Annotated in this window: 17 protein-coding genes and 1 pseudogene; 3 read left to right on the top strand and 15 right to left on the bottom strand. The window is 64.7% G+C overall.

Annotated features, from left to right (window positions below):
- The first annotated feature begins 89 nt into the window (after positions 1-89).
- On the top strand, positions 90-1,001 hold the full coding sequence (locus tag ABEA12_RS08230) for a LysR family transcriptional regulator (protein ID WP_210102632.1): 912 nt from the start codon (positions 90-92) through the stop codon (positions 999-1,001).
- Here the strand turns inward: ABEA12_RS08230 and ABEA12_RS08225 are convergent.
- The 10 genes and pseudogenes from ABEA12_RS08225 to ABEA12_RS08185 form a co-directional block, all read right to left on the bottom strand.
- Positions 998-1,210, bottom strand: coding sequence for a hypothetical protein (locus tag ABEA12_RS08225; RefSeq protein WP_210101632.1), 213 nt, complete (start codon positions 1,208-1,210; stop codon positions 998-1,000). The two genes, ABEA12_RS08230 and ABEA12_RS08225, sit on opposite strands and share 4 nt — an antisense overlap.
- A 208-nt stretch (positions 1,211-1,418) precedes the next feature.
- Complete coding sequence (locus tag ABEA12_RS08220) at positions 1,419-2,216, bottom strand: sulfatase-like hydrolase/transferase (protein ID WP_425571758.1); 798 nt, start codon at positions 2,214-2,216, stop codon at positions 1,419-1,421.
- A pseudogene (locus ABEA12_RS18660) lies at positions 2,191-2,418 on the bottom strand (sulfatase-like hydrolase/transferase); the annotation flags it as partial. The gene ABEA12_RS08220 and the pseudogene ABEA12_RS18660, both read right to left, overlap by 26 nt.
- 136 nt (positions 2,419-2,554) lie before the next feature.
- The gene (locus ABEA12_RS08215; RefSeq protein WP_345467733.1) at positions 2,555-3,736 is read right to left on the bottom strand and encodes a Gfo/Idh/MocA family protein; all 1,182 of its coding nucleotides are present in this window, start codon (positions 3,734-3,736) and stop codon (positions 2,555-2,557) included.
- 114 nt (positions 3,737-3,850) lie between these two features.
- Entirely contained in the window at positions 3,851-4,888 is a 1,038-nt protein-coding gene (locus ABEA12_RS08210; RefSeq protein ID WP_210101635.1) for an ABC transporter ATP-binding protein, read from the bottom strand.
- Complete coding sequence (locus tag ABEA12_RS08205; RefSeq protein WP_345467566.1) at positions 4,881-5,912, bottom strand: ABC transporter ATP-binding protein; 1,032 nt, start codon at positions 5,910-5,912, stop codon at positions 4,881-4,883. Before ABEA12_RS08205 ends, ABEA12_RS08210 begins: the two co-directional genes overlap by 8 nt.
- The gene (locus ABEA12_RS08200) at positions 5,913-6,824 is read right to left on the bottom strand and encodes an ABC transporter permease (RefSeq protein ID WP_210101636.1); all 912 of its coding nucleotides are present in this window, start codon (positions 6,822-6,824) and stop codon (positions 5,913-5,915) included.
- Positions 6,821-7,744 (bottom strand): ABC transporter permease, encoded by a 924-nt coding sequence (locus tag ABEA12_RS08195; RefSeq protein ID WP_210101637.1) that lies wholly within the window; start codon positions 7,742-7,744, stop codon positions 6,821-6,823. Before ABEA12_RS08195 ends, ABEA12_RS08200 begins: the two co-directional genes overlap by 4 nt.
- Before the next feature lie 108 nt (positions 7,745-7,852).
- The gene (locus ABEA12_RS08190; RefSeq protein WP_210101638.1) at positions 7,853-9,445 is read right to left on the bottom strand and encodes a peptide ABC transporter substrate-binding protein; all 1,593 of its coding nucleotides are present in this window, start codon (positions 9,443-9,445) and stop codon (positions 7,853-7,855) included.
- A gap of 258 nt (positions 9,446-9,703) precedes the next feature.
- A complete protein-coding gene (locus ABEA12_RS08185; RefSeq protein ID WP_210101639.1) occupies positions 9,704-10,933 on the bottom strand; it encodes an ROK family transcriptional regulator in 1,230 nt (409 codons plus the stop codon).
- 254 nt (positions 10,934-11,187) lie between these two features.
- Between ABEA12_RS08185 and ABEA12_RS08180 the strand changes: the two genes are divergently transcribed.
- A complete protein-coding gene (locus ABEA12_RS08180) occupies positions 11,188-11,862 on the top strand; it encodes a hypothetical protein (protein WP_210101640.1) in 675 nt (224 codons plus the stop codon).
- A gap of 88 nt (positions 11,863-11,950) precedes the next feature.
- Here the strand turns inward: ABEA12_RS08180 and ABEA12_RS18655 are convergent, their stop codons facing one another.
- Positions 11,951-12,544 carry a phosphotransferase gene (locus ABEA12_RS18655; RefSeq protein ID WP_425571757.1) on the bottom strand — a complete coding sequence of 198 codons (594 nt, stop codon included), beginning with the start codon at positions 12,542-12,544 and terminating at the stop codon, positions 11,951-11,953.
- Positions 12,545-13,008: 464 nt separating this feature from the next.
- Here ABEA12_RS18655 and ABEA12_RS08175 point away from each other — a divergent pair, with 464 nt between their 5' ends.
- A complete protein-coding gene (locus ABEA12_RS08175; RefSeq protein ID WP_210101642.1) occupies positions 13,009-14,772 on the top strand; it encodes an HNH endonuclease signature motif containing protein in 1,764 nt (587 codons plus the stop codon).
- An 86-nt stretch (positions 14,773-14,858) separates the two neighbouring features.
- Here the strand turns inward: ABEA12_RS08175 and gatB are convergent, their stop codons facing one another.
- The 4 genes from gatB to ABEA12_RS08155 form a co-directional block, all read right to left on the bottom strand.
- On the bottom strand, positions 14,859-16,373 hold the full coding sequence (gene gatB, locus ABEA12_RS08170; protein ID WP_210101643.1) for an Asp-tRNA(Asn)/Glu-tRNA(Gln) amidotransferase subunit GatB: 1,515 nt from the start codon (positions 16,371-16,373) through the stop codon (positions 14,859-14,861).
- Position 16,374: 1 nt separating this feature from the next.
- Positions 16,375-17,922 (bottom strand): Asp-tRNA(Asn)/Glu-tRNA(Gln) amidotransferase subunit GatA, encoded by a 1,548-nt coding sequence (gene gatA, locus ABEA12_RS08165; protein ID WP_210101644.1) that lies wholly within the window; start codon positions 17,920-17,922, stop codon positions 16,375-16,377.
- 3 nt (positions 17,923-17,925) lie between these two features.
- Positions 17,926-18,222, bottom strand: coding sequence for an Asp-tRNA(Asn)/Glu-tRNA(Gln) amidotransferase subunit GatC (gene gatC, locus ABEA12_RS08160; RefSeq protein WP_210101645.1), 297 nt, complete (start codon positions 18,220-18,222; stop codon positions 17,926-17,928).
- Positions 18,223-18,355: 133 nt separating this feature from the next.
- On the bottom strand, positions 18,356-18,952 hold the full coding sequence (locus ABEA12_RS08155; RefSeq protein ID WP_345467558.1) for a maltokinase N-terminal cap-like domain-containing protein: 597 nt from the start codon (positions 18,950-18,952) through the stop codon (positions 18,356-18,358).
- Between the last annotated feature and the right edge of the window lie 110 nt (positions 18,953-19,062).

Raw genomic sequence — 19,062 nt, 5'->3', positions numbered from 1 at the left:
TGCTTGGCCTCCAGTCTGGCACCTGGCCGCACCCGTGGATACCTTAGAAGATACGCATGTTTCTCAACCAACGATTTAGTATTGACTACATGGATGTCCACCAGCTTCAGATCCTGCGCGAACTCGGCGACCTCGGTTCCGTGAAGGCCGTGGCCAGCGCCATGTTCGTCACGCCCTCTGCCGTTTCCCAGCAGCTTGCCCTGCTCCAACGCAACATCGCGGTGCCATTGACGCGCAAGGAGGGGAGGAACCTGGTGCTCACCGAGGCCGGCGAGGTGCTGGCCGCTGCCGGGGCGAGCGTGATTTCCTCGCTGGCCGCCGCACGTGCGGCCATCGGCGACTTCCAGGAGAGCTCATCTGCACCGGTGACCGTCGCCGGGTTCCACTCGGTGGGCCAGGTGCTCTTCGCTCCGCTGCTGGGCAAGCTTGCGGCCCCAGGCTTCCCCTGCCCGCAATTCTTCGACGAGGACGTCGCCCAACAGGACTTCCCTGCGCTGACCGCCCGCTACGACCTGGTCCTGGCTCATCGGATGGACCACACCCCGGCCTGGCCCTCCGACAAGGTCCTGGTCACCGCTCTGGCCCACGAACCGCTGGACATTGCCTTGCCGGCCAACCACCGGCTTGCCTCACGGACCACGCTTCGCCCGGCGGATGTGGCCAACGAGCGCTGGGTCGTCAGTCGCGAGGGATTCTCCCCCGCCGACGTTCTTGGCTCCATCAGCGCTGTCTCGGGCACCGCACCGAAGATCATCCACCGCATTAACGACTACGCCACCGTTACCGCGCTGGTGGCTGCCGGGGATGTCATCGGCATCGTCCCGCGCTACACTGCCGGGGCAGCCGTGGGCCCGGACGTGGTGCTGCGCGAACTCGAGGGAATCGCCAACCGCCGCCGCATCGACCTGCTGGCACGGCCGGAGTCGATGCACCGGCGCAGCGTGCAGTTGGTGGCCGCCGCCATGGCCGAGGCGATGTCCGAACTGACCGGCGAACCCTAGGAACGCGCCGGATCCACGGCCGAATCCACGACTTGGGCCCGCCATCGCCCATAAAGAGCGGCCAACCGCTCAGCGGTGACGGGATTATTGGCAGCCACCTCGATGGTTCCTACGGGGTCCGGCTCAAAATCGTAGAGCCGCAGTCCCAACCCCGGCTCCGCCTTTTCCACGTCGCGCAATCCCTGGGTGTGCGGGGAATCGGCATCCACCCCTGGAGAGTTTCCACTTCCCGGCACGCACCTCCCACTGGAACCCGTTGTCCCAATGCAACGCATCGTGGGTCCCGGGATCGGTGCCGCGCAGCAAGGGCAACAGGTTCATCCCGTCACTGTGCGCGTAGGCTTCCGGCTGCGTCCCGGCGGCGGCCAGCAGCGTCGGGTACAGATCAAGTGCGGACACCGGCCCATCGAGCAGCTCTCAGGCAGGTATTCCGCCGCCGGGCCAGCGCAACAGGCAAGGAACCCTGATCCCGCCATCCCAGAGCGTGTATTTTGTTCCGCGCAGCGGCGTGTTGTCGGCGAAGTTGCAGTTCGAGCCGCCATTGTCACGCAGGTACACCACCACGGTGTCATCCGCGATGCCTTGTTCCTCGAGGCTTTCAAGCAGCCCAGCGACCTTTCGGTCCATCAACTCGAGCTGGGCCACGTCGTTTTCCCGGTCGTGTTCGAGGTTCGGGCTCACCTGTCCGTCGTACCGCCCCAGATAGTCTTCGCTTCCGTCCCGGTAGTCCGGGTGGGTGGGCAGGTTGCGCTTCTCCAGTTCCTCGGCCGGCAGCTGCCAGCAGAAGTTGTGCACCGCGTTGAAGGCAAGCATCAGGAAGAACGGCTGGCCATCCGCGGCGTTCTCGCTCACGAAGGCCCTGACCCTGACCCCGAGTTCATCGGTGAGGAAACCCTCGAGCTCCACTTCGGTTTCCCCCTCGAGCATGGGCTGTACTGCACTGGTTGTCGCCCCGAATTGGCCATACTCCGCCACTGCTGCGGCGCAGTGGCGCAGGTAGTTGAGCCGGCCTTTCTGCTGTCCGGCCACGCCGTAGTAGGTCGTGTCGAACCCGTGGTGCGGGGGCGCCCCGGCGTCGCCGGCGCCGTCCTGTCCGTAGTGGACCTTGCCCAGGTAGCCGGTGGGCGCAGCCCAGGTCCTTGAAGCGCTCGGCCAACGAGGGCGTGTGCTCGGGGAAACTGCTGTCCCCAAACCGGTGCGCGCCCCAGCGTGCATGGTGCTGCCCGGCGATCAGCACGGCCCGCGAAGGTGAACAGATCGGGGCGGTGACATAGGCTTCGGTGCAGCTCACCCCCTCGTTGGCCAGCCGGTCCAGGCCGGGGGTGGCCAGGTCTGCGTGGATCCCCAGCACGCTGCGGTCGGAGTAGCCGTGGTCGTCGGAGAGGATGAGGATGACGTTGGGGCAATCGTTGGCCATGGGCGTATTCCTTGGATGCGGTGCTGGTCGAAGCGAAGCGGGGCTGCGTTCCCGATCGTCCATCCTACGGCCACCGCCGCCGGCGGTCCGTGCCCGAGGCAGTAGCCCGGGGTCACGGACCGGCGGGTGTGGCTGCCTAGGCGTACACGCGTTCCTGGTTGGCCGCGAAGTAGGCCAGCAGGTCTTCGCCCAGTGCCGGGACGGTCTTGGCCGATCCGTCGGTGCGCAGCGACTCGGTGGCCAGCACGCCGGCGGCAACCGCGGCACGTGCGGCAACCGGGGAGGTCTGTGTTTCCCCGCCCTGCGCGGCGAAACGCAGGAATTCGGCGATCAGCCGCGGATCGGCGCCTCCGTGGCCGCCGTCCGCTGCCTGGATTTCCACCTCGAGGTCCGCCGCCACATAGCCGTCCTGGCTGCGGGTGTTCCACACCTTGATCATGTCCCCGGCATCGTCACCGAAGTTTTCCAACCGTCCGGCGGTGCCGATGACTGTGTAGTTGCGCCAGTAGTCGGGGGTGAAGTGGCACTGCTGGTAGGAGGCCAGCACACCGTTGTCCAGCCTCATCTGCATCATGGAAATATCCTCCACGTCGATCACCGGGTTCAGGTCGCTCTGTTCGGCCGGCGGCCAGTTATCCAGCGAGAACCAGTCCCCCATGCGCCGATCGGTGTTGTCCCGGCGCGAGGAGACATCCCCGTAGACCGCCAGGTCCCCGACGGCGGAGACGGTTTCGGTGTAGCCACCGGCCAGCCAGTGGATCACGTCGATGTCGTGGGCGCCCTTTTGCAGCAGCAGGCCCGTGGTGTTCTTGCGTTCGGCGTGCCAGTCCTTGAAATAGTAGTCCCCGCCGTTGCCCACGAAATGGCGGCACCACACGGCCTTGACCTGACCGATGGCACCTGATTCGATGATGTCGCGCATCTGGCGGATGACCGGCATGTGGCGCATGTTGTGCCCGACGTAGAGCTTGGAGCCGGTGTTGTAGGCCGTTTGAAGCAGCTCATCGACCGCCTCCAGGGTGACATCCAGCGGCTTTTCGCAGAACGTCGGGATACCTGCGGCCAGGGTGCGCTTGGCCACCACCGCATGCTGGTTGTCCGGGGTCAGCACCAGCACCGCATCCAGGCCGGCAGACAGCAGCTCCTCCAGATCTGCGGTGATCGTTGCCTCGGGCAGCTTTGCCGCCGCATCGGCGCGGCCGCGTTCGGAGGTGTCGCACACCATGGTCACCACCGAACCCTCCCCGGGTCGGTGGGCATGCTTGTACAGGCCGGCGCGCAGGCCGAAACCTACGACACCTACTTTGAGATCCACGATTTTACTCCTTGTTGATAAAAAATTACGGGCGCAGCGAGCACTCTGTTTCGGTGCGGGCTGTACATGTGTGTGGGGGTTGGCTGCCGGTTCCCCGACGATGATGCGGTGCGGTGGTTAGCCGGCCGAGACATCCAGGGCGAAGTGGCAGCGCGAGACGTGTGTGTCGGAGATCTTGATGAGTTCAGGTTCCTTGGTGGTGCAGATCGCTTGGGCCATCGGGCAACGGGTGTGGAACCTGCAGCCGGCCGGCGGGTTGATCGGCGAGGGGGGATCACCCTGCAAGACGATCCGTTCCCGGTCGCTCCCGTCGTTCTTGCGCAGCTCGGGGGCCGCGGAAAGCAGGGCACGGGTGTAGGGATGCCCGGTTGCGTCGTACACATCGGCGTAGCCGCCCAGTTCCGCCACGCGTCCTAAGTACATGGTGGCGACCCTGTCGGAGATGTGCCGAACGATCTGCAGGTCGTGGGCAATGAACAGGTAGCTCAGTCCCAGCTCTTTTTGCAGGTCATCGAGCAGGTTCACCACCTGGGCGCGCACCGAGACATCAAGGGCGGAGACCGGTTCGTCGCAGATGAGCATCTGCGGGTTCAGCGCGATGCCGCGGGCGATGCCGATGCGTTGCTGCTGGCCGCCGGAGAAGTTGTGCGGGTAGCGGTCGCCGTGGTCGGGATTCAGCCCCACCATTTCCAGCAGCTCCTTGATCTTCGCCTTGCGCCCTGGCTTCGGAGCGACCTCCGGGTGGATCTCGAAGGGCTCGCCGACAAGTTCCTGCACGGTCATCCGCGGGTTCAGCGAGGAGTACGGGTCTTGGAAGATCAGTTGGATGTTTCGGCGCATTTCGCGCCTTTCATCGCCCTTGAGACCGTTGATGTCCTCGCCGCGGAAGAGTACCTTGCCCTCGGTGGGTTTCTCCAGCCCGGACATCACGCGCGCCAGCGTCGACTTGCCGCAACCGGATTCCCCGATGACGCCCACGGTTTGCGCGGGTGCCACGCTCAAATCCACGCCGTCCAGGGCCTTGACGAAGTTGCGCGGGCCGATGGGCAGGTGGCGGTGCACCGGATAGTGCTGCTTGACCCCCCGCAGTTCCATCAGCGGGGCGAGCACCGGCTTCCCTGTTCCCGGGGCGGATTGGATAGTGGTGCTAGGCATTGGCATGGGCCATGACCTCCGAGGTATGGAAACAGGCACTGTGTCGTGCGGTGTCGATTTGTTCAAGCCCGGGTATCTCCTGCAGGCACTTCTCGGTGGCAAAGGAGCAACGGTTGGCAAACGAGCAGCCCTGCGGAAGGTGCAGCAGGTCCGGGGGCGTACCCGGGATCGCCGGCAGCTTCTGTCCCTTGAGTTCTTCCCCGGCGATCGATGCGGCCAGCCCGCGCGAATACGGATGGCCGGGGCGGGCGAGCACGTCCGCGGTGGGCCCGTGCTCGATGACACGTCCGGCATACATGACCGCGACCTGGTCGGTGACCTCCTTGACCACGGAAATGTCGTGGGTGATCAGGATCAGGCCCATGTTCCGCTCGACCTGCTGCTCTTTGAGCAGTTCGAGGATCTGCGCCTGGACGGTGACATCCAGTGCCGTCGTCGGCTCGTCGGCAATCAGCAGCACCGGGTCAAGGGCCAGCGCCATCGCGATCACGATGCGCTGACGCATGCCCCCGGAGAACTGGTGCGGATAGTCGTTGACCCGCGAGGCGGCGGCCGGGATCTGCACCTTCGCCATCATCTTGATGGCTGCGGCCCTGGCATCCCTGCGGGAGTAACCGCGGTGCACCCGGTACAGCTCGCCGATCTGCCGGCCCACCGGGTGGACCGGGTTCAGGGCTGTCAACGCGTCCTGGAAGACCATCGAGACCCGGGAGCCGACCAGCTGGCGGTGCCGCTTGGGGGTGATCGTGAGCAGGTCCTCGCCCTCGAGCAGGATCTGCCCGCGAGGGATGTGTGCCGGGGGCATGTCCAAGATTCCCATGATGGCTCTGGCGGTCACGGACTTGCCCGAGCCCGACTCGCCCAGGATGCCCAGTGCCTGCCCGCGGTTGACATCGAAGTCCATGCCGTTCACGGCAGTGGCGACGCCTTTGGAAGTGTTGAACTCGACCTCCAGGTCCCGCACGCGCAGCAGCACCTGCTCCGTCGGTTGCCCATGCGGGTGTTGGGGTTTCGTGGTGCTCACTTACTTGCCTTTCGGGTCGAACTCATCGCGCATCGCTTCGCCGAAGAGCACGAAGCCAAGCACGGTGATGGTCAGGAAGATCGCCGGGAAGACCAGCAGGTGGGGTGCGGCGGAGATGTACTCGCGGGCCGCCGCCAGCTGCAGGCCCCAGGAGACCGAGGGCGGGGTCAGCCCGATGCCGATGAACGTCAGTCCGGCCTCGGCGGAAATCACCCCGCCGATGCCCAGGGTTTGGAGCACCAGCAACGGGGTCAGCGAGTTGGGGATGATGTGCTTGGCGATGATCCGGGTGTTGCTTGCACCAAGCAGCTTGGAGGCCTGGACGTATTCGCGGTTGCGCACCTCCATCACCGAGGAACGCATGAAACGCACACCGCCGGGCCAGCTAAATAGCGCCAGTGCGAAGATCACGGTCCACACGGTGCGTTCGCTGAACAGCTGCAGCACCACGATCGCGGCAAGAATGAACGGCAGGCCGAAGGCCATGTCGCAGGCGCGGGAAATGATCGTGTCAACCCACCCGCCGAAGAACCCGGCCAGGGAGCCCAGGATCGCGGAGAGCACGAACGAGATCGCGGTGACCACGATGCCGACCAAGATCGAGGCCCGCGCCCCGTAGATCACGTTGGTGTAGTAGTCACAGCCCTGGATGTCGACACCGAAGATGTGCTCGGCGCTGGGTGCCTCGTTGGTGCGCATGATGTCGCAATTCGCCGCCGGGTTCGATCCGAACCCGGCAAAGAGCTGCGGGAAGGCCGCCATGAGCAGCATCAGGGCCACGATGGTTCCGGAGATCAGGAAGCGCGGCTTGAGCCAGATCGGCCCGCGGTTGATTTTCTTGGCCGGCTTGCGGCCTATGGCCACCGGGGTGGCGCGCACGGAGGGGGTTTCTTCCTGGGTACTCAGACTCATATCCGCACTCTCGGGTCAATAATGCCGTAGAGCAGGTCTACCAGCAGGTTGAATACGAGGTACACCAGAACCAGCATCGTGGCGATTCCCACCACGACGGTGCCCTCCTTGTTGTTGATGGCCGCGACCATCAGTCCGCCGATGCCCGGGATGTTGAAGATCGCCTCGATGATGACAGCGCCTCCGAGCATCCCGGCCAGGCTCAGCCCGAGGTAGGTGACCACCGGGATCATGGCGTTGCGCAACGCGTGGCCCCAGATGACCCGGCTCGGGGAGAGCCCCTTGGCCCGTGCGGTGCGCAGGTACTCGGCCCGCAGTACGCCCACCAGCGAGGTGCGGGTCAACCGCGCCAGCCCGGCGGAAGCCTCCAGGGCCATGACCAGGGCCGGAAGGATGAAGGCCAAGGGCCACCCGGCGCGGATGCCGGCCGGATCGACCCAGCCAAGTTGCACGCCGATGATGTTTTGCGCTCCCAGTGCGATCACGAACCCGGGGATGCCTAGGAAGACGACGGTGAATACCAGTGCGAAGTGGTCCCCCGCCTGTCCGTTGCGCAATCCGCCGTAGACCCCGATGGCCAGGCCGATGATCATCTTCAGCACCCAAGCGGTCAGCGCCAAGGCAAAGGTGACAGGGAGGCGCTCGAGGATGAGACCGAGCACGGGCCGGCCGAAGAAGTCGATGCCGAAGTTGCCTTGGACCAGGCCCCAGATGTAGTGGCCGTACTGGACAAGGAACGGGTCATCGAGCCGGTAGGCCAGGCGGATCTGCTGGACGGTTGATTCGGGCAGCGGCCGGGCACCTGTCAGTGCAGCGACCGGGTCCCCGGGCATCAAAAACGTGAGGGCATAGATGATGAAGGTGGCGCCAATGACCACCGGGACCATCTGCAGGATTCTTCGTACTGTGTAGCCAAGCATGCAACTGCTTCCTTTCGCTGCCCGGTGCGGGGCCGCATCGACATGGTGTGAGGGGTGTGCCGGTTTGTGGCCGGCGCACCCCCCACGCCATAGACCTGGTGTGCTTGGTTAGCAGCCGTACCCGGCGCGGTAGAACTGCAAGTCACCCTGGGCGTCATTCATCACGGCGCACTTGGACTGCAGGCCGAAGTCGGTCGGGATGAACAGCGGGATCGAAGGCATGTCCTTCATGATCAGCGTCTCGGCCTGGGCGTACTGCTGCGCCGCGGTCGCTTCGTCCTGCTCGCCGCGGGCGGACTTTAGGAGCTTGTCGACGTCCTTGTTCGAGTAGCCGGTGGTCGCGTTGCCGTCACCGCCGGTCTCGTACTGGCTCAGGTACTGGTCCGAGCTCTTGTATGACCAGCCCCAGAGGCCGAAGACCGCGCCTTCGAGCTTCTGGTTGTTGCGGCGGGATTCAAGCTCGGTGCCCAGCATCGGCTTGAGCGCGACCTTGATGCCCAGGTTGTCCTGGATCTGCTTGGAGATCGCTTGGACCAGTTGCTGGTCGGATGCCGAGTTGTGCTCGATGACCAGCGTGCCGTCAAAGCCGCCGGCCTTCTTCAGCATGTCCTTGGCCCCGGAAGCGTCGAAGGTGCACGATTCGCAGGAGCCTTCCTTGTAGGAGTCAAGGGATGGCGGGACCAGCGAGTCCGACCCGGTGGCGTAGCCCTGCAGCAGCGAGGCGGCAATGGACTCGCGGTCGATCGACATCGAGATGGCGCGGCGCAGGTCCGGGTCCTCAAGGCCCTTGACGTACTCGGGGATCTGTAGGGTGTACTGCTTGGAACCGGTCTTGACCTCGTAGAGCGATTCCTCGCCGAGCTGCCCCTTGGCCTTGGAGACCATGGTTGCCGGCACGTTGCGGATCATGTCCAGGTTCTGCGCCGTCATGTCGGTGTAGGCAGCGTCGACGGCGGTGTAGATCTGTCCCACGAGCTTGTCGGCGCCACCGGAGAAGCCGTCGTCGCCCTTGAAGCCGTCCCATTTTTCCAGCACGACTTCCTGGTTGTGGTCCCAGGAAACGAACTGGTACGGACCGTTGGAGACCGGGTTCTTTTCATAGGCGTCCGGGTCACTGAATGCTTGCTCGGGCAGAGGGCACAGCGACGAGGTGCTCAAGAGCTTGGGGAAGTCTGCGTTCGGTGCGGTGAGGGTGACCTCGAAGTTGTTCTCGTCGATGACCTTCACCCCGGAGAGCTCATCGGTCGTCGGCTTGGAACCGTCGGTGGGGTTCAGCTCCTTGTATCCGGCGAAGGAGGCGAAGTTGCCGTTGCCCTGCCAGGCGTTGGATCCCGTGGCTGTCTTGGCCCAGGCCTTCGCGAACGAATCGGAAGTCACCGGGGCTCCGTCCTGGAAGGTCCAGCCGTCCTGCAGCGCGATCTTCCAGGTGGTTGCGTCATCGCTCGTGACGGACTTGGCAGCCAGCGGCTCCAGTTCCTGGGATTCGACGTTGACCTCCATCAGGTTTGCGCAGCTGGCCATGGCGACCTGGCTGCCCGGGTCCTCGTGCGGAACCAGCGATGTTGGCTCGGTCAGCTGGAATGAAAGCTTCTTCTCACCATCCTGGGCACCTTCGGCGCCGGCTCCGGTCGCACAACCGCTGGCCGACAGCATGAACGCTGCCGATGCAGCCACTACGGCAATCATCTTCTTTTTTAACATGATGCTCCTCCAGTACAAATGACCTGTGTTACTTCCGGCGCCACGGCGTCGGTGTAAGCCAGGTAACCACACCCTGTGATTGACCTCACCACTTATTTCACGCTCTAAAATAAATCAGACCTGCTCGTGTGTGTCAAAGATTTCTCTCCATTTGGCCGCAAGTTTTGTCTTCCGGCCCGCGATCTGTACCATGATGGCGTCACTGGCGGGCACGTGGCCGCGCCGGTCGCTGCCCTGGTAGCGCCAACCCATCCCTGACTAGAGGCCCGACGGGCCCTCGGAGTGCGCGTGGGCCAATGGATCGGCCAGGACCGCATCGACCATGGTGGAAGCGGCGAAAAGCGACAGTGAGAAGATGTGGTCCGAGGACAGCACGACCCGGCCGGCTGCCCCGGCTCCGCCGTGGGCGGTACGGGCCACCTCGGCAACCAGGGACGCGAAGACCGCCGGCGTTTCGGCGGGGGTTCCGGCAACCACCAAGAGTTCGGGGTCGTGGATGTCGATCAGCTGGCTTGCCGCCCGTGCCACATAGCGGTTGCGCTGTTCAAGGACGGCGATCGCCAGCTCGTTGCCTTCCAGGGCGAGCTCGAGCACATGGTCAATGTTCTCGACCTGGCCCAGCCCGCGCCGGACTGCTTCGACCGCCACCGCGTCATCGGACCCCATCACCATCAGGCATCCGGTCTTGCCGCAGGAACACCGCACCGCCCGGTCGCTGACGCGCAGGTGGGCAATCTGGCCGGCCGTTTGGCTGAATCCTGCACGAATTCGGCCGTCTGCCACCATCACCGAGCCGATATCGGCGGTGATCACCATCAAGACGAAGTCGTTGGTCCGCTGCCCGCTGCCATAGAGCAGCTCCGACTGGGCGGCTGCGCGGGCGTTGTTCTCCACGATGACTGGGCACGGCAGCCGTCCGCCCAGCAGATCCATCACATGCACATCACGCCACCCGGCGCCCGGATTGTCGATGATCACCGCAGCGGGCCGGTCCACGATCCCGCCGGTGGCGATCCCGGTGCCCAGCAGTTGCCGCCCGGTTGCGTCTTCCGCCATCAGCCGTTGCGCCGCAGCAACCACCAGGTCGATCGATTCACCCGGGTCCTTGCCTGCATGGGGCACCAGCACCGAGGCCTGCTCCCGCCCGTCCAGTGACATCAACACCACGCCGCTGGTTCGCGGACCCAGGTGGATGCCGAGCACCAACGAGGACTGGGTGTCGATTTCCAGTGGCACCCGCGGCCTGCCCTGGGCGCCAACCGGCGAGGGAAGTGCCCTGAGCAGTCCGGCTTCGAGCAACGTGGAGGTGATGTTGGTGACCGAGGCCGCGCTGAGCCCCAGCTCGGCGGCTATTTCGGACCGGGAAAGCCCCGGGTGGCTAAAAACGTGTTTCATGACCGCGGCGGTGTTCAGGCGGCGCATGTCATCGCCACGGTGGGCGCGCCCGTTGCGCGGACCGTCCCCCGCCGACCGTTCGGGCTTCCCCATGCAGACACACTTCCTCGTTGGACTCGGCTCCTGCCCGGTGCTGGCCCCATCCAGCCCGGCCCCGGCACGCCCATAGGTGGCGCCGCAAGATCACCACCGTGCCATGGCATGCCGCAAGAGCACCGCGACACCGGTAGACCACCTGACCTTACCCAGCAAATCCTCCTGAACCGAAATCACCCCCGCCGCATGAAAGAATTGCCATGCGGCCGCGTAACCACCGCGCCATCGACCGGCAGCAAGGGAAGAACCGCATGGATAATTCAACACCGCAGGACCCCTCGTGGCAGGTTTCCCCGGAACACCGGCACCCTCCCCGGCACGAGCTCTCGTACTGGCTCGATCCGCGCACCGCCTCGGCGCCACCGGTCCTCGCTGGCACCGCTCTGCGCTCCATGGCGCAAAACCACGGCGCCCGGCGCGGCGCCTGCAGCGTCCCGATCGGGTTGGGTGCAGCCTTCGGGCTGGCATCGGTGACCAATCTGCTCACCTCCATCACGCCCCCCGTTCCGGGACTCTGGATGGGACTGCTTGCCGTGGCACTGCTTGTCCTGGGTCGCTTCCTCTGGCGCCGGGCCTGCGCCACGCCGAAGGCCCGGTACCTCTCCTCCGGCCGCGGCAGCACCAGCATCGGGGGCGCTCTGATCATGCTGGTCGTTATCGGTGTGCCGTTCTGCGCGATGGCGCACATATTGCTCGCCGGCCAGCTTGATGGCTCCGCCCGGGGACTGGGCGCCTACGCCGGATACCAACTTGCGCTGGTCCTCGGCGTTGTCAGCGTCTTCTTCCTGCCCGGCTACTTTGCCCAGCATGCCCGCCGTGACCTGCGCAGGCTCATCGAGTCGAATCCCGGCATCCGGTCCGAGTTCGAGGACCTCTCGCTGTCCTGGGTCGACCCGGTGGGGACCGAGCCCTTCGGTCCGCTTTAAGCTCCCAAGAGCAATTGTCCGATGCGGTGAACCCCTATCTCGTGCAACGGGTGGGCGGTCGGCAACGCGGCCATCAACACCGCATGGCTTAGCGCCCATGCGCGGGCCCGAGACCACGTCCCCGGTGGGTACAGGCGGTGGGCCTAGAGCTGCGCGAAGAAAACCATCCGGCCCGATTCGGTGAAATGCAACCACACCGCCGCCAAATCACTTGACGGGTCACCGGCGGTCGGGTCACCGAAGTCGACCACCGCCCCAGTCTGGCATTCGCCGCACCTGCCGCCGCTGCCATGGGCATGTTGTGCGGATGCGGATCCCCGTGTAGCCACAAACGGGGACCGAGGTGCTCCACCTCGCAAAGCCCGCGTTCCCAGATATCCATTGGCGCCGCACGCCGTGCGGGCCCCACTGTTTCAAGGCGTGCACGCACGGCCTCGTTTTGCTCGCTCAGCGGCACCGCGCGCACCGGATTGCATGGCGCATCCGCCGGTGCCGGCACATGCATGGGCCCGAAGAACGCCGCCAACTCATAGGCGTAACCGTCCCGCGTTTCTACAGGCATCTGTGCGGCACTGACCCCGGGGAACCACGGAACGATCGCCCAGTGATAGGGGTACCCCTGGCCCGGTTTCCCCCGATGCAAGGGCAACGGACCAGACAGCGGCAACCTTGGCGCCAGCAACGGCAGTCAGCACATCTCCCCGAGCAACAACGCGCGCGCACACTGGCGGCGCGGCAGTCGCACGGCAAGATCTTCTCCCGGCCTGTAGATCGCGTTGTTCCAGCCCTCGTCGGCGAAATCAAGCCGAAGTTCCGCCAGTTCCGGATGCTGTACGCAGCAAGGCAAGGACCTGGCCCTGCTCGATGCGTACATCGGAAACAGGCTTGTGCGTTGGCGGAACGTGGCTCATGCCCCTGGGTCCATCCTGTTCGCTACGTCACCGCAATGTTTCGATCCCATGCTCCGCTTCCCTTCGATGTCCACAAGGACCGGAATCCACGGGCCGACGGCGCCACCTCGCTCTTTCCGGTTCCTGGGTTAACGCAACCGCCCTCCATCCCGTCAAGCCCACGGCACGGGCCCGGGTTTTCCACATCCCCGCGCTCCAGCTGCCGGGCCCGCCTGGCCGGGCGCATCCTTGGTCCATGAACGTCGCAGAAATCGTCAACCAGCTCACGGCCAGCCGCGGGGATCCGGGGCACCACTTGTCACCGGATGATGAATTGTGCGCTTACACGGCCCTGGTCATGGGACTCGAGGAGTTGGCACCGCGCATTGCCAGTCACACCAACTCCCCCACCCGCGCTGACTACTTCGTGCACCTTGTCGAACGCGCCCATCGCGCCACCGGGTACGCGCAGCTCACCGCCGCCGACCTTGCCCAACGCACCCTGGTCCATGAGCTCCCGGCCGAGACCTTGGCCAAGGTCAACGACTGTCTTGCCGATACATCTGCGTACATCGACGGCACCCTTGGGCTGCCCAATGACCCCGCAACTCCGCCCTCGGGACGGCCGACGTTCAAGAACACCACCGAGTTCCTGCAGAACGCGCTGCGCATCGGCTTCGTCGAGGCACGGGACCGTGTGCGGGCAGCAGGACGATTGCTCCCCCACACCGATATCCACGGCATTGACCAGCCCGCGCCGTTCCCACTGCTTGCCGAGCAGCTCACGGCCGGGAAGGCATCCGCGCGCCAGCTTGCCAACGCCGCAAGGAAGCTTGAACGGCTGCAACCAGAAATCAAGCAGTACCCGGATTCCGACGCACTCGCCTCCCGGCTGGAGGCGCAGGTCGCCGAATCCGTGAGCGACGAGGACCCACGCACCACCAACCGGTTGCTCAACTCCATCGAGGTCTGGCTGCAACAAGGCGTGAAGGAACCCTCCGAGGAGGTCCTGCGCACCAAAGTCGGCATGTTCTACCGTGGCACCAACGCCGGGATCTCCGAGTTCTTGCTGCGGACCAGGGCCACCGACGCGGAGATACTCTTCTCGCTCTGCGCACAGACGGACAATCCGCGTACCAAGGCCGGGGACCGCGAGGCACTGTTCGACCAGTCAGGCTTCGGCACCGAGTACGAAACCGGATCAAGCAAGGAAGCAGGGCCCAACGGGGCTGGTGCCGGAAACGCCGGGGCGAAAGCCGCCTCCGGCATCGGCGCCCATGACTTTCCCGATTTCCTCATCGACCCGGCAACCGGCCAACCCGTGGCCGACGCCGCGGAAGCCCACAAACTTGCCATGGATCCGCTTGATCCACCGGCCGCCGTCTTCGGGACAGACAACGGCACCACCTACGGGGAAGACGGACTCACCCCACCCCAACGCCACCTCCAGGGCCTGATGAACCTGCTCAAGAGCAACGGCCGGACCGGACAAAAAACCAAGACCACGGGGCTTCCGTCCCCGGAATTATTCATCGTCACGACCTTGGCGGAGCTCGAAGGTCGCGCAGTGGAATCCGGCCTCACGCGCCATGGCCAAAGACTCACCCCGCAGGAGCTTCGCCAGCAACTATGCAACGGCCGCGCAATCCCCATCGTCATGAACGGTCAAAGCCGGATCCTGGACCTTGGCACCGAAGAGCGGTTCTTCCCCGACTACATGCGAGCGGCAATCCTTGCCATCTACGGCGGCTGCTTGGTCCCGGGTTGTACTATCCCACCTGAGCACTGCGAAATCCACCACTTTGACCCCTTCAGCAGAGGAGGAAAAACCGAGATCAACCTCGGCTTGCCTGCCTGTTCCAACCACCACCACGGTCTTCATGCAGGAACCTTCACGGCAGTCCGGCACACCGACGGGCTCTTCAGCATTCTGCTGCCCCGGTTCATGGACCCGGAACAGAAACCCTGGCGAAATGCCTCCTGGAGACAAGGATCCGTCCTCTCCGCACCACTGTTCTAGGCCTCGCCTCCACCGCCGTTAACAAAGCCGAGCCCCGGCCAACCCCATCAGGGGCGTACCGGGGCTCGATGCAGCACCACGAGGAATTAGCCCTCGATGCCGAGCTTCTCGAGAACCAGCTCGCGCACACGGCCGGCGTCGGCCTGTCCGCGGGTGGCCTTCATGACCGGGCCCATCAGCGCGCCAATGGCCTGCAGCTTGCCGGCCTTCACCTTGGCAACCACGTCGGGCATGGCCTCCATGGCAGCGTCGATGGCGGCGCCCAGTGCCGAGTCGTCATTGACGATGGCCAGCGAACGTTTCTCGACGATCTGAGAAGGAGTGCCCTCCCCGGCAACAACAAACTCGAGGACCTGGCGGGCGATCTTGTCATTGACCTTCTTGGACTCGATCAGGGAGTTCAGCTCGACGATGGTTGCCGGGGTGACTCCCAGTTCGACGATCTCAACGTCTGCGTTCTTGGCCAGACGTGCGATCTCGCCCATCCACCACTTGCGGGCCACCGCTGCGGTGGTGCCCGCGGAGATGGTCTCCTCAATGGCTTCGGTGACACCGGCATTGATGACGTCGCGGAACTCCGCGTCCGAGTATCCCCAGTCTGCTTGCAGGCGCTTGCGGCGCTCCGCCGGCGGCTCGGGAAGGCGGGCACGCAGCTCTTCGATCCACTCGGGGGTGGTCACCACTGGAACCAGATCCGGTTCCGGGAAGTAACGGTAGTCATCCGCATCGGACTTCGGGCGGCCCGAGGTCGTAGAGCGGGTATCCTCGTGCCAGTGGCGGGTTTCCTGCACGATGGCCGCACCGGAGTTCAGCACCGCGGCGTGACGCTCGATCTCGAAACGCACCGCGTGCTCGACGGCGCGCAGTGAGTTGACGTTCTTGGTCTCGGTGCGGGTTCCCAGTTTTTCCGCGCCCTTGAGCATCAGCGAGACGTTGGCATCGCAACGCACGTTGCCGCGCTCCATCTTCGCATCCGAGACGTTCAGCGCCTTCACGATTTCGCGGATCGCCGCGACATAGGCCTTGGCCAGTTCCGGTGCGCGCTTACCGGCGCCCTCGATGGTCTTGGTGACGATCTCCACCAGCGGCACGCCCGAGCGGTTGTAGTCCACCAGCGAGTAATCGGCACCCTGAATGCGTCCGGTGGCCCCGCCCATGTGGGTGAGCTTCCCGGCGTCCTCTTCCATGTGGGCGCGTTCGATCTCCACGCGGAAGACCTCCCCGTCCGACAGCTCGACGTCCAACCAACCGTCGTAGGCAATCGGATCGTCGTACTGGGAGGTCTGGAAGTTCTTCGGGGTGTCCGGGTAGAAGTAGTTCTTCCGGGCGAAACCGCACCGCTCGGCAATCTTGCAGTTCAGCGCCAGGCCGATCATGATCGCGTATTCCACGGCGGTCTTGTTAACCACCGGAAGCACGCCAGGCAGGCCCAGGCACACCGGGGTCACGTTGGTGTTCGGCGTATCGCCGAACTCGTTTGGCGCCGAGGAGAACATTTTAGTCTTGGTGTTCAGCTCGACGTGCACCTCAAAGCCCAGTGCCGGGTCGTATTTTTCCAGGGCGACGTCAAAGTCGACAAGTTCATCGATGTGTGAAGCCATCTTAGGCAACCCCTCCAGTGGTGGCGGCGGACAGTTCTGGTGCCTGGTCCAGCAACCGGCCACCCCACTTGTCCTCAAGCAGTTTTTCCAGTGCCGCGCCGGCACGGTACAGGCGGGCGTCCTCGCGGGCCGGGGCCAGGAATTGGATGCCGACCGGCAGACCCTCCGACAGTCCGCCGGGCACCGTGATGCCAGGAATCCCTGCCATGTTCGCCGGGATCGTGGCGACGTCGTTGAGGTACATCGCCAGCGGGTCATCCGTCTTGGAACCCAGTTTGAAGGCGACGGTCGGTGACGTCGGGGAAATCAGCACGTCGGCCAGCTCAAACGCGGCATCGAAGTCACGCTGGATCAGCGTACGGACCTTCTGGGCCGAACCGTAGTACGCATCGTAGTAGCCTGCCGACAGGGCGTATGTTCCCAGGATGATACGGCGCTTGACTTCATCGCCGAAACCGGCGGCACGGGTGGAAGCCATGACTCGTTCGATGGTCAACGGGCCGGACTCGGGCAGCACGCGGGTGCCAAATCGCACGCCGTCGAACTTGGCCAGGTTGGAGGAGACCTCCGAAGGCATGATCAGGTAGTAGGCGCCCAGCGCGTACTTGAAGTTGGGGCAGGAAACCTCGACGATTTCCGCTCCGGCTGCACGCAGCGCCTCAAGCGATTCATCGAAGCGGGCCTGGACGCCGGCTTGGTAGCCTTCGCCCTGCAGTTCCTTGATGACGCCGACCCGGACACCGGTCATGTCCCCGGAGGCACCGGCCTTGGCGGAGGCGATGAGCTCCGGCACCGGTTCATCCAACGACGTGGAATCCGCGGCGTCGTGCCCGCCGATCAATTCGTGCAGGTAGGCGGAGTCAAGCACGGTGCGTGCCACAGGGCCGATCTGATCCAGCGATGAGGCCATGGCGATCGCCCCGTAGCGCGAGACCCCGCCGTAGGTCGGCTTCACCCCGACGGTGCCAGTGACGGCGCCGGGCTGGCGGATTGAACCGCCGGTGTCGGTGCCCAGTGCCAAGGGTGCTTCGTAGGCTGCAACGGCAGCGGCAGAACCGCCGCCGGAGCCGCCCGGGATCCGGTCCAGGTCCCACGGGTTGCGGGTCGGACCGTACGCAGAGTGCTCGGTGGAGGAACCCATCGCGAACTCATCGAGGTTGGTCTTGCCCAACATCGGCAGCTTCGCGGCCCGGATCTTGGTGATCACGGTAGCGTCGTAGGGGCTCATCCAGCCTTCAAGCATCTTCGATGCAGCCGTGGTGGGCTGGCCCTTGGTGACGATGAGGTCCTTGATGGCGATCGGGACACCGGCAAGTGGGTGCAACGCTTCGGCTTCGGCACCGCCGGCAGCGCGGATAGCGTCGACTTCGGCGGCGACTGCCAGTGCTTCTTCAGTGTTCACATGCAAGAAGGCGTGGATTCCGCGCTCTCCGCCGTCAACTTCGGCGATGCGGTCCAGGTGCGCCTGCACGGCGGCAACCGAGGTGACCTCGCCACTGCGCAGCTTGGCCGCGAGTTCGGTGGCGGAAAGGTGAATAAGCTCGTTCATGAATTACTCCCCATCCAAAATGGCCGGAACCTTGAAGCGGGTGTCCACGGAATCCGGCGCGTTCATCAGCGCTTCCTCTGCCGAAAGCGTCGGTCCCACGACGTCTTCGCGGAAGACGTTCGTCAACGGAATGGGATGTGAGGTGGCCGGAACATCGATCGAGGCGGCCTCGGAGACCGATGCGATGGATTCGACGATGACACCGAGTTCGCCGGTCATTTTATCCAGCTCGGCATCGCTCATCTCTATGTGGGCCAGTTGCGCCAAATGCGCAACGTCCTCACGACTGATGGCAGACATATATCTCCCTAGGTGGGCGGATGGGGTTTCCCTCCTAGTCTAGTACGCCCCGTCCCCGCGAATCGCCCCCGGCGGCCCGCCGGCAACCGCATTTCCCGGAGCATCTCGCCCCGTAAAATGCGGCACCAACTTGTCAGGAAAATTCGATGACGGCCCCTCGCACCGGCTGCCCGGTTTCGAGCCACGGGGACGCCACCCACGACGAGGCGCCCGAGGATGCCGTCCCCTCGGCAACCGGGCGACGGATCACCCTGACTTCCTTGCTTCCGGCACCCTGGTCCACAACCACTGCATCGGCCTCATCATCGGAGAGCCCCACGGTAACCAGCGGTTCGAGGGTATGCGAATCGTTCTGGTGCTGGGCCTGCACAGTCCCGGCCAAAAAGGCGCGGACCTGCTCCTGCCACACCGGATCTTCCGGGCCGTCATAGATCCAACGCGTGCCCAGTACGCTGTGCTCGCTGGTGCCCAGCAACGCGGATTCACCCCCGGGCAACGCCGCGCCGCGGTAGGTGAGCGGCACGTGGTAGATCACCGGTTTCTGTGGCGCGTTGTCAACGACAACAATGAATTCCATGCCCACCGCGTCTGCCGGATCATCCAGCCGGAAACCCCCGACAGTTTCCAGCACGGGTACCTGCGCTCCCTGGAACCACTCCTGGCGCGGTAGCCACGCTGCTATGAGCTCGTTCTTGGTCGGATTCATGATGGCGTCATAGATTACGCTCACGTTGTTCTCCTGCTCGTCATCGAGGAATGGAACCTGCGGCAGCCCCGGCGTCGCCTGCTGTGCGGCAACGCCCAAGCCATTGACACCAACCCTATCCAATCCGCAAATGC

It is taken from the genome of Paeniglutamicibacter antarcticus, from assembly GCF_039544305.1.
Taxonomy (GTDB): domain Bacteria; phylum Actinomycetota; class Actinomycetes; order Actinomycetales; family Micrococcaceae; genus Paeniglutamicibacter; species Paeniglutamicibacter antarcticus_C.
This window is presented reverse-complemented; position numbering and strand designations above follow the sequence as displayed.

Coding starts and splice junctions, on each gene's coding strand:
- ABEA12_RS08230 (WP_210102632.1), top strand. CDS start 90: ATGGATGTCCACCAGCTTCAGATCCTGCGCGAACTCGGCGACCTCGGT.
- ABEA12_RS08220 (WP_425571758.1), bottom strand. CDS start 2,216: ATGCACGCTGGGGCGCGCACCGGTTTGGGGACAGCAGTTTCCCCGAGC.
- ABEA12_RS08210 (WP_210101635.1), bottom strand. CDS start 4,888: ATGCCTAGCACCACTATCCAATCCGCCCCGGGAACAGGGAAGCCGGTG.
- ABEA12_RS08200 (WP_210101636.1), bottom strand. CDS start 6,824: ATGAGTCTGAGTACCCAGGAAGAAACCCCCTCCGTGCGCGCCACCCCG.
- ABEA12_RS08195 (WP_210101637.1), bottom strand. CDS start 7,744: ATGCTTGGCTACACAGTACGAAGAATCCTGCAGATGGTCCCGGTGGTC.
- ABEA12_RS08190 (WP_210101638.1), bottom strand. CDS start 9,445: ATGTTAAAAAAGAAGATGATTGCCGTAGTGGCTGCATCGGCAGCGTTC.
- ABEA12_RS08185 (WP_210101639.1), bottom strand. CDS start 10,933: ATGGGGAAGCCCGAACGGTCGGCGGGGGACGGTCCGCGCAACGGGCGC.
- ABEA12_RS08180 (WP_210101640.1), top strand. CDS start 11,188: ATGGATAATTCAACACCGCAGGACCCCTCGTGGCAGGTTTCCCCGGAA.
- ABEA12_RS08175 (WP_210101642.1), top strand. CDS start 13,009: ATGAACGTCGCAGAAATCGTCAACCAGCTCACGGCCAGCCGCGGGGAT.
- gatB (WP_210101643.1), bottom strand. CDS start 16,373: ATGGCTTCACACATCGATGAACTTGTCGACTTTGACGTCGCCCTGGAA.
- gatA (WP_210101644.1), bottom strand. CDS start 17,922: ATGAACGAGCTTATTCACCTTTCCGCCACCGAACTCGCGGCCAAGCTG.
- gatC (WP_210101645.1), bottom strand. CDS start 18,222: ATGTCTGCCATCAGTCGTGAGGACGTTGCGCATTTGGCGCAACTGGCC.